The 12952-nt window shown below is 68.4% G+C and carries 14 protein-coding genes; 7 read left to right on the top strand and 7 right to left on the bottom strand.

The annotated features are described in order from the left end of the window. Positions 1 to 113: 113 nt before the first annotated feature. Both DBV35_RS03790 and phbB read left to right on the top strand, forming a co-directional pair. Entirely contained in the window at positions 114 to 1295 is a 1182-nt protein-coding gene (locus DBV35_RS03790; RefSeq protein ID WP_108658899.1) for an acetyl-CoA C-acetyltransferase, read from the top strand. A gap of 239 nt (positions 1296 to 1534) precedes the next feature. Continuing rightward, entirely contained in the window at positions 1535 to 2257 is a 723-nt protein-coding gene (gene phbB, locus DBV35_RS03785; RefSeq protein WP_108658898.1) for an acetoacetyl-CoA reductase, read from the top strand. Positions 2258 to 2317: 60 nt separating this feature from the next. Here phbB and DBV35_RS03780 read toward each other — a convergent pair whose 3' ends face one another. The 3 genes from DBV35_RS03780 to gloB all read right to left on the bottom strand — a co-directional run bounded on the left by DBV35_RS03780 (position 2318) and on the right by gloB (position 4583). Further along, complete coding sequence (locus tag DBV35_RS03780; RefSeq protein ID WP_211099961.1) at positions 2318 to 3247, bottom strand: calcium/sodium antiporter; 930 nt, start codon at positions 3245 to 3247, stop codon at positions 2318 to 2320. A 146-nt stretch (positions 3248 to 3393) separates the two neighbouring features. Further along, positions 3394 to 3831, bottom strand: coding sequence for a cupin domain-containing protein (locus DBV35_RS03775; protein WP_108658896.1), 438 nt, complete (start codon positions 3829 to 3831; stop codon positions 3394 to 3396). Continuing rightward, the gene (gene gloB / locus DBV35_RS03770) at positions 3828 to 4583 is read right to left on the bottom strand and encodes a hydroxyacylglutathione hydrolase (RefSeq protein ID WP_108658895.1); all 756 of its coding nucleotides are present in this window, start codon (positions 4581 to 4583) and stop codon (positions 3828 to 3830) included. The genes DBV35_RS03775 and gloB overlap by 4 nt, the downstream gene beginning before the upstream one ends. Before the next feature lie 267 nt (positions 4584 to 4850). Between gloB and DBV35_RS03765 the strand changes: the two genes are divergently transcribed. Then, positions 4851 to 5672, top strand: coding sequence for a class I SAM-dependent methyltransferase (locus DBV35_RS03765; protein ID WP_108658894.1), 822 nt, complete (start codon positions 4851 to 4853; stop codon positions 5670 to 5672). Here DBV35_RS03765 and metW read toward each other — a convergent pair. Both metW and metX read right to left on the bottom strand, forming a co-directional pair. Beyond that, entirely contained in the window at positions 5608 to 6228 is a 621-nt protein-coding gene (gene metW, locus DBV35_RS03760; protein ID WP_108658893.1) for a methionine biosynthesis protein MetW, read from the bottom strand. The genes DBV35_RS03765 and metW overlap by 65 nt on opposite strands. Positions 6229 to 6244: 16 nt before the next feature. Continuing rightward, positions 6245 to 7480 (bottom strand): homoserine O-acetyltransferase MetX, encoded by a 1236-nt coding sequence (gene metX, locus DBV35_RS03755; protein WP_108658892.1) that lies wholly within the window; start codon positions 7478 to 7480, stop codon positions 6245 to 6247. 167 nt (positions 7481 to 7647) lie between these two features. On the opposite strand from metX, the gene DBV35_RS03750 reads away from it, so the two are divergent. From DBV35_RS03750 to DBV35_RS03740, 3 genes are read left to right on the top strand one after another with little or no spacing between them, the layout of a single operon-like run. Continuing rightward, entirely contained in the window at positions 7648 to 8334 is a 687-nt protein-coding gene (locus tag DBV35_RS03750) for a chorismate mutase (RefSeq protein WP_108658891.1), read from the top strand. After that, positions 8331 to 9446 (top strand): histidinol-phosphate transaminase, encoded by a 1116-nt coding sequence (gene hisC / locus DBV35_RS03745; RefSeq protein WP_108658890.1) that lies wholly within the window; start codon positions 8331 to 8333, stop codon positions 9444 to 9446. The genes DBV35_RS03750 and hisC overlap by 4 nt, the downstream gene beginning before the upstream one ends. Next, on the top strand, positions 9439 to 10425 hold the full coding sequence (locus tag DBV35_RS03740) for a prephenate/arogenate dehydrogenase family protein (RefSeq protein WP_108658889.1): 987 nt from the start codon (positions 9439 to 9441) through the stop codon (positions 10423 to 10425). Before hisC ends, DBV35_RS03740 begins: the two co-directional genes overlap by 8 nt. Here the strand turns inward: DBV35_RS03740 and DBV35_RS03735 are convergent. Beyond that, the gene (locus DBV35_RS03735; RefSeq protein ID WP_108658888.1) at positions 10406 to 11419 is read right to left on the bottom strand and encodes a DUF2125 domain-containing protein; all 1014 of its coding nucleotides are present in this window, start codon (positions 11417 to 11419) and stop codon (positions 10406 to 10408) included. The two genes, DBV35_RS03740 and DBV35_RS03735, sit on opposite strands and share 20 nt — an antisense overlap. Before the next feature lie 203 nt (positions 11420 to 11622). Here DBV35_RS03735 and DBV35_RS03730 point away from each other — a divergent pair, with 203 nt between their 5' ends. Continuing rightward, positions 11623 to 12153, top strand: coding sequence for a gamma-glutamylcyclotransferase (locus tag DBV35_RS03730; protein WP_108658887.1), 531 nt, complete (start codon positions 11623 to 11625; stop codon positions 12151 to 12153). Here the strand turns inward: DBV35_RS03730 and DBV35_RS03725 are convergent. After that, a complete protein-coding gene (locus DBV35_RS03725) occupies positions 12132 to 12950 on the bottom strand; it encodes a lysophospholipid acyltransferase family protein (RefSeq protein ID WP_108658886.1) in 819 nt (272 codons plus the stop codon). The genes DBV35_RS03730 and DBV35_RS03725 overlap by 22 nt on opposite strands. Between the last annotated feature and the right edge of the window lie 2 nt (positions 12951 to 12952).

Below are 12952 nucleotides of genomic sequence, written 5' to 3'. Positions count from 1 at the left end.
GATGCAAAAACGGTCGGTTGACACCGCCAAGCGGCACGGTCTGTAGTCACCGACAACCTAGGGCACTGGCGGCTGGCGCTGCCTTTTTGCCAGATCATTTCGAGGAGCTAGGCATGGCGAATGAAAGCGTGGTGATCGCGAGCGCGGCGCGCACACCCGTCGGAGCCTTCAACGGGTCGTTCGCGACGACGCCGGCCGCCGATCTCGGCGCGGTCGCGATCAAGGGCGCGCTGGAGCGCGCCGGCGTGTCGGCGGACGAGGTGAACGAGGTCATTCTCGGCCAGGTGCTGACCGCGACGGCCGGCATGAACCCGGCCCGCCAGGCGGCGATCTTCGCGGGCATCCCGAAGGAGGCCACGGCCTGGACGCTCAACCAGGTCTGCGGCTCGGGCCTGCGCACCGTCTGCATCGGCATGCAGCAGATCCTGACGGGCGACGCCGACATCATCGTCGCCGGCGGCCAGGAGAACATGACCCTCTCCCCGCACGCGGCCTACCTGCGCGCCGGCCAGAAGATGGGCGATCTGAAAATGATCGACACCATGATCAAGGACGGCCTGTGGGACCATTTCAACGGCTACCACATGGGCAACACGGCCGAGAATGTCGCCCGTGAGTGGCAGATCACCCGCGAACAGCAGGACAATTTCGCCGTCGCCTCGCAGAACAAGGCCGAAGCCGCCCAGAAGGCCGGTCGCTTCAAGGACGAGATCGTCCCCGTCACCGTGAAGGGCCGCAAGGGCGACACCATCGTCGCGGACGACGAATATATCCGCCCCGGCACCACGATCGACGCCGTCGCCAAGCTGCGCCCCGCCTTCGACAAGGAAGGCACCGTCACCGCCGGCAACGCGTCCGGCATCAATGACGGCGCGTCCGCGATGGTGCTGATGACCGAGGCGAACGCCGCCAAGCGGGGCATCGCGCCGCTCGCGCGGATCGTGTCCTGGGCCACCGCCGGCGTCGACCCGAAGGTGATGGGCACGGGCCCGATCCCCGCCTCCAAGAAGGCGCTGGAGAAGGCCGGCTGGAGCGTGTCCGATCTCGACCTCGTCGAGGCCAACGAGGCGTTCGCCGCCCAGGCCTGCGCGGTCAACAAGGACATGGGCTGGGCCGACGACATCGTGAACGTGAACGGCGGCGCGATCGCCATCGGTCACCCGATCGGTGCCTCGGGCAACCGTGTTCTCACCACGCTCCTTTACGAGATGAAGCGGCGCGGCGCGAAGAAGGGCCTCGCCACGCTGTGCATCGGCGGCGGCATGGGCGTCGCCATGTGCGTCGAGAGCCTCTGACCACGGCGACCGAGCGTCGCACGGCTCCGGCCGCCATGGCGGGACCGATTGCGGCGAAAGCATAGAGAATCCGAGGCGGTCCCGTGCGGGCCGCCTCTTTGTACCGAGGCTAGCGCCTTGTGAACCGCTCGTAGAAAGCGGAGGGAGACCGCCAGCATAGGTGCAATTCGCAACCCGGGGTGTCTCAAACCCCACACGAATCGATAGACCTGCGAAGCAGGCACAAGGGGAGGATTTCCATGACACGCATCGCGCTCGTGACGGGCGGAACACGCGGTATCGGCGCAGCGATCTCTCGCTCGCTGAAGGAGGCCGGCTACACCGTCATCGCCAACTATGCCGGCAATGACGAGAAGGCCAACGCGTTCAAGGACGAGACCGGCATCACCGTCTCGAAATTCGATGTGGGCGATGCGGGCGCCTGCGAGGCCAAGCTCGCCGAACTCGAAGGCTCGGTCGGTCCGATCGACATCGTCGTCAACAATGCCGGCATCACGCGCGACGGCATGTTCCACCGCATGAGCTGGGACCAGTGGAGCGCGGTGGTCCAGACGAACCTGTCCTCCCTCTTCTGCGTGACGCGCCCGCTCATCAACGGCATGCGCGACCGCAATTTCGGCCGCGTCATCAACATCTCGTCGATCAACGGCCAGAAGGGCCAGATGGGCCAGGTGAATTACTCTGCCGCGAAGGCGGGCGTGATCGGCTTCACCAAGGCGCTCGCGCAGGAGAATGCGCGCAAGGGCATCACGGTGAACTGCATCTGCCCCGGCTATATCGACACCGACATGGTGGCCGCGGTGCCTGAGAAGGTGCTGGAAGGCATCATCGGCGCGATCCCCGTCGGCCGCCTCGGCCAGGCGGAGGAGATCGGCAAGCTGTGCGCCTATCTCGCCTCCGACGACGCCGCCTTCATCACCGGCGCGACGATGACCATCAATGGCGGCCAGTACATGGCCTGATCGGCTCTCAAGGGAACCGATTCACCGAGACCGGCTCCGTCGCCCCGCGCGGCGGAGCCTTTAGAGGACGGCCTGCATCGCGATGAAGCCCGCGTAGAGGCCGAGGAGCACTCCCCCCTCCCAGCGCGTCACGCGCTGCCCCGTGGCGACGACCACGACGAGGAGGACGGAGATCGCCACCATCAGCGGAATGTCGAAGGTGCGCATCGTGTCGGACACCGGCACGGGCTGGACGAGCGCCGTGACGCCGCCGATCCCGATCGTGTTGTAGACGTTCGAGCCGAGCACGTTGCCGAGCGCGATCTCGGAGTGGCGCTTGATCGCGGCGACGATCGTGGTCGCGAGCTCGGGCAGCGACGTGCCGACCGCGACCAGCGTGAGGCCGATCACGTCCTCCGACACGTCGAAGAGGCGCGCGACCTCGACCGCGCCGGCGACGAGATAATCCGCCCCGACGATGACGAGGACGAGCCCCAGGAAGAGGAAGACCAGCGACAGGAAGAGCGGCGTCCCGGAGGAGGCCGGTACGTCCTCCATGGTGGCGGCGGCCTTGCGGTCGCTGCGGATCGTCCAGGCGATGTAGATGACGAGGAGCGAGACGAAGAGGAGGCCCGCCGGACGGCCGATCACCCCCGTCATCGCGGCGAGCGCGAAGGCGACCGCGCTCGCGACCACGATCGACCCGTCGCGCACGACGACGTGGCGCGAGGTCATGAACGGGCGCATCAGCGCCGCCGCGCCGAGGATCAGCAGGATGTTCGTGATGTTCGAGCCGACGATGTTGCCGACGGCGATGCCCGGCGCCCCGGCAAGCGCGGCGCGCACGCAGGTGACGAGCTCGGGCGCGGAGGTGCCGAGCCCGACGATGACGACACCGACCACCAGCGGCGACATGCCGAGGCGCACGGCGACCGCCGAGGCCCCCCGGACCAACAGCTCCCCACCCAGCAAGAGTCCAATCAATCCCCCGGCGATCTGCAGGGTGAGCATCATCGAGGCACCTGGGTCAGTCGCCGGAGATCGGCGCGGGTCGGTCGGAAACGCGGCTCAGAACGGGCGCGCAACGTGGCGCCCCACGCCAGACCGGGAGCCTCGCGCCCCCCTGGTGTAGGAAGGGGGCGGGGCCACTTCAATGCTCAGCGCCGGACGGTTTTGCCGGACGGCGCCCAGTCGGGCGGGGCCATCTCGAACGCCTCGAAGGCGAAGGCCGGCGCGACGGTGCAGCCGACAAGCGTCCAATCGCCCAGCGGCGCCGCGGCCTGCCACCACCCGGCCGGGACCACGATCTGCGGCCGCTCCCCGGCGGTGAAGTCGGTGCCGAGGATCTCGACCGCGACATCTTTTCCATCCTGCGAGAGCTTCAGCTCCAGCGGGCCGCCCGCATAGTGGTGCCAGACCTCCGCCGCATCGAGCACGCGATGCCAGTGCGAGCGCTCCCCGGCGCGCAGGAGATAGTAGATCGCGGTGGAGTGGCCGCGCCCGCCATCGGGCGCGTCCCGCAGCGTCTCGACGAAATGGCCGCCTTCGGGATGCGGCTGCATCCCGAGCGCGGCGATCATCTCCTCCGGCGTCAAAACGAGTCGCGCCCCTTGCGCAGGTGCGCGAACACCGCGACCGGGTCCGCCCCGCTCATGCCGAGCTGCTCGGCGACGGAGGGGTCGTCCGCCCGCATGAACGGGTTGGTCGCCTTCTCCAACGTCATCGTGGTCGGCACCGTCGGCTCGCCCCGCTCGCGCGCGGCCTCGACGACCTTCAGCCGCTCCGCGATCGCCGCGTCGTTCGGCAGCGCCTGATGGCCGTAGCGCGCGTTGGTGAGCGTGTATTCGTGGCCGCAATAGATCTTCGTCTCGTCCGGCAGCGCGGCGCGCAGCTTCTTGAAGGACGTCCACATCGTCTCCGGGTCGCCCTCGAAGAGGCGGCCGCAGCCCATCGCGAACAGCGTGTCGGCCGTGAAGGCGATCCCCGCGTCCGGGAAATAATAGCTGAGCGGGCCGGAGGTGTGGCCGGGCGTCGCGATCGCCTTCATCTTGAGGTCGCCGAGCATGATCTCGGCCCCGTCGTCCAGCGTCTCGTCGAGGCCGGCGATGCGGTCGGCCTCCGCCTTCGGGCCGATGACCTTCGCCGAGCCCTTCACCGCGCCGATCGCCTGCACGTGGTCGGAATGGTGGTGGGTGACGAGGATCGTCGTCAGCGTCCACCCCTCCTCGGCGAGCGCGGCCTTGATCGGGCCCGCCTCGGGCGCATCGACCAGGATCGTCTCGTCGCCGGAATGCACGAGCACGGCGTAGTTGTCGGACAGGCAAGGTATCAGTCGAATCTCGACCATGAAGGCTCTCCGTTCGTCGCGCCCCGCCAAGAGCAATTTGCGCCGAAGTGCCTATTGACCACTCCGGCGCAAATTGCTCGTCGAACGCGGGGGGCGTTGCAAATCTGACCGAAGCCTTTGCGGTTCGGTCTTTGACGCGTCTAGCATTTTCGCCAACAACGCGCCACGCCAAGTCGCTTGCATCTGCGTTGAAACAACCCCGCCCCTCGACGAGCGGGCGATCGAAACCCATGCTATGTCCAAAAGATCGACAGCGGGGAAGCGTTCATGCATCTCGACGTTTCCGAGTTGCGCGGGTTCTACAAGACGCCGCTCGGGCGCATCGCCAGGCAGATCGTGTCGGCCGAGCTTCGCGCGGCCTGGCCTTCCGTGAAGGGGGAGCGGGTCGTCGGGATCGGCCACACGACCCCCTATCTGCGCCCGCTCCTCGGCGAGGCGGACCGCGTCGTCGCGCTGATGCCGGCCGCCGAGGGCGTCCTCCACTGGCCGTCCGAGGGGCCGAATGTCACGGCGCTCGCCAACGAGGATTCGCTGCCGCTGCCGGACAATTCGGTCGACAAGATCCTCCTCATCCATGTGCTGGAGACGGCGAAGGACCCGTTCGCGGTGCTGCGCGAGGCCTGGCGCATCCTCGTCCCGTCCGGGCTCCTCTTCGCGGTGGTGCCCTACCGGTCGGGCGCGTGGGCGCGGGCGGACCACACGCCTATGGGGCTCGGCCGCCCATTCTCCCGCTTCCAGCTCTGCGAGTTGATGGAGAGCGCCTGGCTCGACCCGATCGCGGTGCGGCGCTTCCTGTTCGTCCCCCCCTCGCGCCGCCGCTTCGTTCTCGGCTCGGCGAGCGTCTGGGAGCGGCTCGGGCGCAAGGCGATGCCGAGCTTCGCCGGGATGCTCGGCATTGAGGCGCAGAAGACGCTGGTGCGCGGCATTCCCGTGAACAAGCCGACGCGCGGGCTGAAGATCTTCGCGCCCGCCCTCGCCCCCGTCCCGAAGCCGGCCTCCTATTGGGCCGATCCGGACGACCCGATCAGCGGCGCAGCAGAAACACCGCCTGCTCGCCGAACAGGTTCCAGAACCACCAGGGCGCGTTGATCGGGATCCGCTTGCCCCAGGTGTTGAGCGCGATCGCACGCTCCACCTCGACGCCCATGTCGTCGCACAGGGTGATGAAGTCGCGGATGGTGCAGAAATGGATGTTGCTCGTCGCCCACCAGGGGTCGGGCAGGAGGCCGGTGTTCGGCATCTGACCTTCGAGGAGCAGCTTCAACCGCACCTTCCAGAAGCCGAAATTCGGGAAGGAGACGACGCAGCGCGTCCCGATCCGCAGGAGATTTTCGAGGACGCTCTTCGGATCGCGCGTCGCCTGCAGCGTCTGGCTGAGGATCACATAGTCGAACGAGCGGTCCGGATAGGCGTCGAGGTCGGTGTCGGCGTCGCCCTGGATGACCGAGAGGCCGAGCGCGACCGCCTCGTTGACGCCCGCCTGGCTGAGCTCGATCCCGGACGCGCGCACCCGGTGCGAGCCCTCGAGCAGCGCCATCAGCGCGCCGTCGCCGCAGCCGACATCGAGGATGCGGCTTCCGGGCGCGACAAGCTCGCGGATCACGTCATAATCGAGCCGCTGCGGCGCGATGCGGGGGCTGTCCATCAACGGGTCTTCCTGATCACATCGGCAAGGAGGCGGGGGGCTCGATCCCGCGGGCGATCGCCGCGCCGGTCAGGAAGCCGCGCACGGCCCGGTGGAATTCCGGCTCCTCCAGGAGGAAGGCGTCGTGCCCCTTGTCGGTCTCGATCTCCACGAAGGAGACCTGCGCCGCCGCCGCGTTGAGGGCGTGGACGATCGTGCGGCTTTCCGAGGTCGGAAACAGCCAGTCGGAGGTGAAGGAGACGACGCACCAGCGCGTGTCGGAGCTGCGGAAGGCGTTCGCGACACGGCCGCCGTGCTCGGCCGCGAGGTCGAAATAGTCCATCGCGCGCGTGAGGTAGAGATAAGCGTTCGCGTCGAACCGGTCGACGAAGGTCGAGCCCTGGTGGCGCAGATAGCTCTCGATCTGGAAGTCGGCCTCGAAGCCGTAGGTCACCGCGTTGCGGTCCTGGAGCTGGCGGCCGAACTTGCGGTGCAGCGCCGCCTCCGAGACGTAGGTGATGTGCGCGGCCATGCGTGCGACCGAGAGGCCCTTCTTCGGCCGCACCCCGGCCTCCAGATAGCGCCCGCCGCTCCACTCCGGGTCGGCCATGATCGCCTGGCGGCCGACCTCGTGGAAGCCGATATTCTGCGCCGAATGGCGCGTGCCGGTCGCGATGGGGACGGCGGCGAAGACGCGCTCGCCGAACGCCGCGCCCCATTCGAGCACCTGCATCCCGCCCATCGAGCCGCCGACGACGGCGAAGAGCGTGTCGATGCCGAGATGGTCGATGAGGCGGGCCTGCGCGCGCACCATGTCGGCGATCGTCACCACCGGCATGTCGAGCCCGTAGGCCTTGCCGGTCGCGGGGTTGATCGAGGCCGGCCCGGTGGTGCCCGAGCAGCCGCCGAGCACGTTGGCGCAGACGACGAAGAAGCGGTCCGTGTCGACCGGGCGGCCGGGGCCGACGAGCGAATCCCACCAGCCGCCGCGCGCGGTCACCGGATGGACGTTCGCGGCATGCTGGTCGCCCGTGAGGGCATGGCAGAGGAGGATGGCGTTGGTCTTGTCGGCGTTCAGCGTGCCGTAGGTCTGGTAGGCGATCTGCCAACAATCGAGCATCGCGCCGGAATCGAGCTCCAGCGGCGCGTTGTTGAATCGGGCCACCGGGCTCGATGGCTGGTCCACCTCGTTGCGACGGCGGGCCTCACGGTCATCACTGGTCGCGGCGGTCGGCCCGGCGACGTCGCCTTCTGCCACGAAATCAGAGGTCATACGCTTTCTCTCCGGGGCGGGAGCTCATGAACCCACCCATCGAGCGTGCCTACCCCATCACATGAGGGGGCGGACGCTATGCCGCCCACCTGGGACGGGTCAATGTTTTCTTTGCGTCGGCTTCGGCGAAGGGCTATCCAGCGCGCTTGCGCACATTAGTGATCGGTATGGTAACGCCCTTTCCAAAAGATTCATCTCAAGACGCGCTCGCGGCGCTCAGGGACCGGCTCGACGTCGTCGACGCCCGGATCCACAAGCTCCTGCGCGAGCGCTTTGAGATCGTCAGTGAGATCGGCGCTGCCAAGGGGCCGGACGAAAGTGTGATCCGGCCCGCCCGCGAATCGGCGGTGATCGAGAACCGCCTCTCGCTCCACACCGGCCCCCTCCCCCGCGACGTGCTCGTCCACTTCTGGCGCGTGCTCATCGGCGCGGCCTGCCTGGTGCAGCGGCCCTACCGCGTCCACGTCGCCGGCCCGATCGACGTCGCGCGCTATCTCTACGGCCCGATCCCGATGACGCTCTCCGACCCGCTCGACGCGATCGCCGCGCTCGAGGCCGCGCCCGGCGACCTCGCGATCATCGACGGCATGACCAATGTGCGATGGTGGAGCGGGCGCGGTGCGGCGCACGTCATCGGACGATTCCCCCAGAGCGACGGCGGCTCGGCCATTGTGGTCGGCGGCCCCGGCGTCTCCCCCGGCACCGGGCCTCTCGCCCTCGTCGTGCGGGGCGATGCCGATCCCATCGAAATCTCCGCGAGCGACATCGAGGCCGAGGACGAGATCCTCGGCCGCTATCACCCATTCCCCTTCGCCATCCCTGTGGCGCAATCATCCACGTCGAGCCCCCTATGAGCAGCGCTGTCACGAAGCCCGAGCCGCGTCCGTCCGTCCTCCAGATCGCCGCCTATGTGCCGGGGCGCGCGTCCAGCGGCAGCACGGGCAAGCAGCACAAGCTGTCTTCCAACGAGAACCCGCTCGGCCCGAGCCCGGCCGCGCGCGAGGCCTTCGCCGCCGCCGCGCAGACGCTGGAGCGCTATCCGGACGGGAGCGCGACGGAGCTGCGCGAGGCGATCGCCTCGGCCTACGGGCTGAAGGCGGACCGCATCATCTGCGGCAACGGATCGGACGAGATCCTCGCGATGGTCGCGAACGCCTATCTGCGGCCGGGCGACGAGGCGATCTTCACCGAGCACGCCTTCCTCGTCTATCGCATCGTGACCCTCGCGGCCGGCGCGACGCCCGTCGTCGTGAAGGAGAAGAACCTCACGGTCGATGTCGATGCGATCCTCGCGGCGGTGACGGACAAGACGCGCGTCGTCTTCCTCGCGAACCCGAACAACCCGACCGGCTCCTACACGCCGATCGACGAGGTGCGGCGTCTGCGCGAGGCGCTGCCGGCGCGCATCCTCCTCGTCATCGACGCGGCCTATGCCGAATATGTCCGCCGCAACGATTATGAGGCCGGGATCGAGCTCGTCGCCACGCGCAACGACACGATCATGACGCGCACCTTCTCCAAGATTCACGGCCTCGCCGCGCTCCGCCTCGGCTGGGCCTACGCGCCGGCCGACGTGATCGACACGCTGCACCGGGTGCGCGGGCCGTTCAACGTGAACGCGGCCGCGCTCGCCGCCGGCGTCGCCGCGCTCGGCGACCGCGCCCACATGGAGCGCTCGGTCGAGCACAACAATCGCTGGCTCCCGATCTTGCGCGAGCGGATCGGCGCGCTCGGCTTCACCGTCGCGCCGAGCGTCGGCAATTTCGTCCTCATCGACTTCTCGTCCGTGCCGGGCGGGGATGCGGGCGAGGCGGACACGTTCCTGTCGGCGCGCGGCGTCATCCTGCGCCGCGTCTCGGCCTATGGGCTGCCCACCATGCTGCGCATGTCGGTGGGTGACGACGAGGGCAACGAGGCGACCATCGCCGCGCTCGCGGCCTACCGCGACACCCTCCCCCATGAGTGACGAGCCCGGACCTTTTCGCTTCGAGCGCGTCGCGATCGTCGGGATCGGCCTGATCGGGTCGTCGATGGCGCTCGCGCTGCGCGACAACGGCTTCACCGGCCCGATCGCGATCGCGGACCGCAACGGCGAGGCGCTGCGCATCGCCGCCGAGCTCGAGCTCGGCACGAGCTACCATGTCAGCGCGGCGAAGGCCGTCATGGGCGCCGATCTCGTCATCCTCGCCGTGCCGGTCGGCGCGATGCGGGCGACGGGGCGTTCCATCGCGCCCTGCCTCGCCGAAGGGGCGATCGTGACCGACACGGGGTCGGTGAAGGAGGCCGTGCTCGAGGCGCTGAACGAGACGCTGCCGGAGACGGCGCGCATCGTCGCCGCGCACCCGATCGCGGGCTCGGAGCATTCCGGCCCCCGCGCCGGCTTCGCGACGCTCTTCCACCGCCGCTGGTCGATCATCACCCCGGCCGACGACACGGACGAGGAGGCGATCGAGATCGTCGCCCACATGTGGCGCACCTTCGGCTCGGAGATCGAGCTGATGACGCCGCAGCGGCACGACCGCGTGCTCGCGATCACCTCGCACCTGCCGCACCTCATCGCCTACAACATCGTCCGCACCGCCTACGACATGGAGACGGTGGCCGAGTCGGAGGTGATCAAATTCTCCGCCGGCGGCTTCCGCGACTTCACCCGCATCGCGGCGTCGGACCCGACCATGTGGCGCGACGTCTTCCTCAACAACAAGGAAGCGGTGCTGGAGACGCTCGGCCGCTTCTCAGAGGATCTCGCCATCCTGCAGCGTGCCATCCGCTGGGGCGAGGGCGACGCGCTGTTCGACGTGTTCGAGCGCACGCGCGCGATCCGCATGAGCATCATCGACGCCGGTCAGGACACGGCCGCGCCCGATTTCGGCCGGCCGCGCGATCCCTCGAACGCCCCGCCCGAGGACGAGGACGAGCGCCCGATCAACGCTGTGCGACGTTGATCTGCGGCAGCGTGAAGAGGGGAACGAACCCGGCGAGGACGCGGTTGTTGCGGATCTGGAAGGTCACCTTGCGGGCCTTGCTGTCGCCGATCGTCGTCTCGGGTGCGAAGGACAGGACGTTGTTCAGCATCGTCACCACCGTCTCGCCGGCATCCGGCGCGACGGCCTTCACGTACGGGACGCCCTTATCATATCCCGCGATCGCGACGTCGAGTGTGCCGTTGAGGCGCCCGTCCGCGCCGAGCGTGACGTCGCCGTTCGCCGAGACCTTGAGGCCACCCGTCTCCGCCGTCGCCACATCGATGAAGAGCGGCAGCCCTTCGGCGAGGAGGCGCACCATCATGGCGTCGGGGCTTCCGGTGAGGAGCGCCGCGCCGTCGCCGAGCCGCCCGCGGAAGGCGATATGAACCGGCTCGCCTCCTTCGATCGGCTGCAGATCGTCGAGCCGGAGCGCGATGTCGAGGTCGTCCTCGGCGTCCGGATTGCGGCGCACATTCGCGTTGATCTTGCCGACCTCGACCGTCGACCCGTCGGGCATGTGGAGTGTCACGTCGAGAAGCTCGGCGTCGAAGCGCTCCAGCGCGTGGGCGCGCAGGTCGAGCCGCGTGCTTGCGCGGGCGAGGGACCATTCGGCGGTGGTCGGCGGCGCGCCATAGGTCGAGACGCTCGCCGGGGAGCCGACCTCGGCGATGAGGCGGCGCGGATTGTAGACCTGTGCCACCACCATCAGCCCGCCGAGCGTGACGGTCGTCAGCCCATTGCCGACGCGCGAGCCCGCGCCGCAGCGCACCTCGATCCGGAACGGAAAGCCGGAGACGTTGCGCTTGGTGCAGTCGGCGAGCGCACCGCCGCTATAGGCGCCGTGCTCGGCCCGCTCGATCTGCCGATCGACGAAGGTCGCCGCCACGAACCACAGGACAGACCACAGCACCACCCCACCAAGCACGCCCGCAAGGAGCAGCTTGAAGCGCAGCGTTCTGGACCGTTTCCCCATTCTCACACCCCGATCGGTTCTTCTTTTCGGCGACGCCGGATCGATCCAGTGGGACGCGTGGCTGGTCCCGCCGCTCGATCGCTCCGGACGATGTGGTCCGGAAGGCCAGGATCTGTGCCGCCCTCACCGAACGCGGCGGACCCTAGCATCACTGAAACAAAAGTGGGGCGTGTTCTTGCCAATCTGAGGTGGGGTGCGAACTGATGTCACTGTTCGTCTTCGGCTACGGTTCGCTGATGTGGCGGCCCGGATTTCCTTACGTTCGCCGCCAGTTTGCGACGATCCGAGGCCGTCATCGGAGCCTGTGCGTCTACTCCTTCGTCCATCGCGGCACAGAGACGCGCCCCGGCCTCGTGATGGGTCTCGACAGAGGCGGGGCTTGCCGCGGGGTGGTGTTCGAGGTGGCGGACGCGCACGGCGAGGATGTCATCGCCTATCTGCGGGCGCGTGAACAGGTGACGAACGTCTATCTGGAGCGGACGGTCCCGGCGCTGTGCGAGGACGGCGGCACCGTCCCCGCCCTCACCTACGTCGTCGACCGCAAGCACCGCCAATATGCCGGGCGCCTCTCCTTCGACGACACCGTCCAGGTCGTCCACGGGGCGGTCGGCCAGTCGGGGCGGAACGAGGATTATGTGATTGCGACCGCGGACCATCTCGTGGAGGCGGGCATCGCCGACCCGCACCTCCACCTCGTCGCCGACCGGCTGCGTCAGCTGATCGCGGCCGCCTGAGCGAGCGCGACGAGCCGCGCCGTCTCCACCTCGATCGCGGCCTCCAGGCGTGAGCGGGCGTCAGCCCGCTTGAGGCCGGGCTCGATCGCGGGGAGGAAGGACATCGTCACCGTCCCCGGATATTTCACGAACCGGCGGCGCGGCCAGAATACGCCGGAATTCAGCGCGACCGGGACCATCGGCACCTTGAGGTGCTCGTAGAGGAAGACCGCGCCGATCTTGTAGTCGGGCGGGGCGCCGACGACGCGGCGCGTGCCCTCGGGGAAGATCGCGATCTGGTAGCCCTCGGCGAGCGCGGCCTTCGCGTCGACGGCGAGCTGCTTGAGGGCGGACGGGCCGGCCGCGCGGTCGACCGGGATCATCCCGAAATAGCGCGCATACCAGCCATAGAGCGGGATTGAGAGGAGCTCCCGCTTCAGAATGATCACGCCCTTCGGCAGCACCGGCAGCAGCGCCTGCGTCTCCCAGGCGGACTGGTGCTTGGCCGCGACGAGGGCCGCGCCCTGCGGGATGTTCTCCTTGCCGAGCACCTCCATGCGCTGGCCGACGATGACGCGCAGCAGCCACATGTCGCCGAGCACCCAGATCTTCAGCGCCGCCCGCATTTTTTCGGGCGGCAGCAGGAAGATCCAGATGAAGGCGAACCCGATGATGATGAAATAGGACGTCGCGAGGACCGAATAGACCGCCGTGCGCGCGAACGCGATCCAATGGGCGGCGCCACTGCGGCGGGGCCCCTTCTCAGCCTCGGATGGATCGGTCCGGGGCGTCGCTTCTGCTGATTTCGAGATCGCCATGG

This window comes from Acuticoccus kandeliae, from assembly GCF_003073115.1.
Note: the sequence above shows the minus strand (reverse complement) of the source record. Positions and strands in the feature narration are given on the sequence as shown.

Bases quoted from the DNA above. Each gene is read 5' to 3' on its own strand.
- DBV35_RS03790 (WP_108658899.1), top strand. From the start codon at position 114: ATGGCGAATGAAAGCGTGGTGATCGCGAGCGCGGCGCGCACACCCGTC.
- phbB (WP_108658898.1), top strand. From the start codon at position 1,535: ATGACACGCATCGCGCTCGTGACGGGCGGAACACGCGGTATCGGCGCA.
- DBV35_RS03780 (WP_211099961.1), bottom strand. From the start codon at position 3,247: ATGCTCACCCTGCAGATCGCCGGGGGATTGATTGGACTCTTGCTGGGT.
- gloB (WP_108658895.1), bottom strand. From the start codon at position 4,583: ATGGTCGAGATTCGACTGATACCTTGCCTGTCCGACAACTACGCCGTG.
- DBV35_RS03765 (WP_108658894.1), top strand. From the start codon at position 4,851: ATGCATCTCGACGTTTCCGAGTTGCGCGGGTTCTACAAGACGCCGCTC.
- metW (WP_108658893.1), bottom strand. From the start codon at position 6,228: ATGGACAGCCCCCGCATCGCGCCGCAGCGGCTCGATTATGACGTGATC.
- metX (WP_108658892.1), bottom strand. From the start codon at position 7,480: ATGACCTCTGATTTCGTGGCAGAAGGCGACGTCGCCGGGCCGACCGCC.
- DBV35_RS03750 (WP_108658891.1), top strand. From the start codon at position 7,648: ATGGTAACGCCCTTTCCAAAAGATTCATCTCAAGACGCGCTCGCGGCG.
- hisC (WP_108658890.1), top strand. From the start codon at position 8,331: ATGAGCAGCGCTGTCACGAAGCCCGAGCCGCGTCCGTCCGTCCTCCAG.
- DBV35_RS03740 (WP_108658889.1), top strand. From the start codon at position 9,439: ATGAGTGACGAGCCCGGACCTTTTCGCTTCGAGCGCGTCGCGATCGTC.
- DBV35_RS03735 (WP_108658888.1), bottom strand. From the start codon at position 11,419: ATGGGGAAACGGTCCAGAACGCTGCGCTTCAAGCTGCTCCTTGCGGGC.
- DBV35_RS03730 (WP_108658887.1), top strand. From the start codon at position 11,623: ATGTCACTGTTCGTCTTCGGCTACGGTTCGCTGATGTGGCGGCCCGGA.
- DBV35_RS03725 (WP_108658886.1), bottom strand. From the start codon at position 12,950: ATGGCGATCTCGAAATCAGCAGAAGCGACGCCCCGGACCGATCCATCC.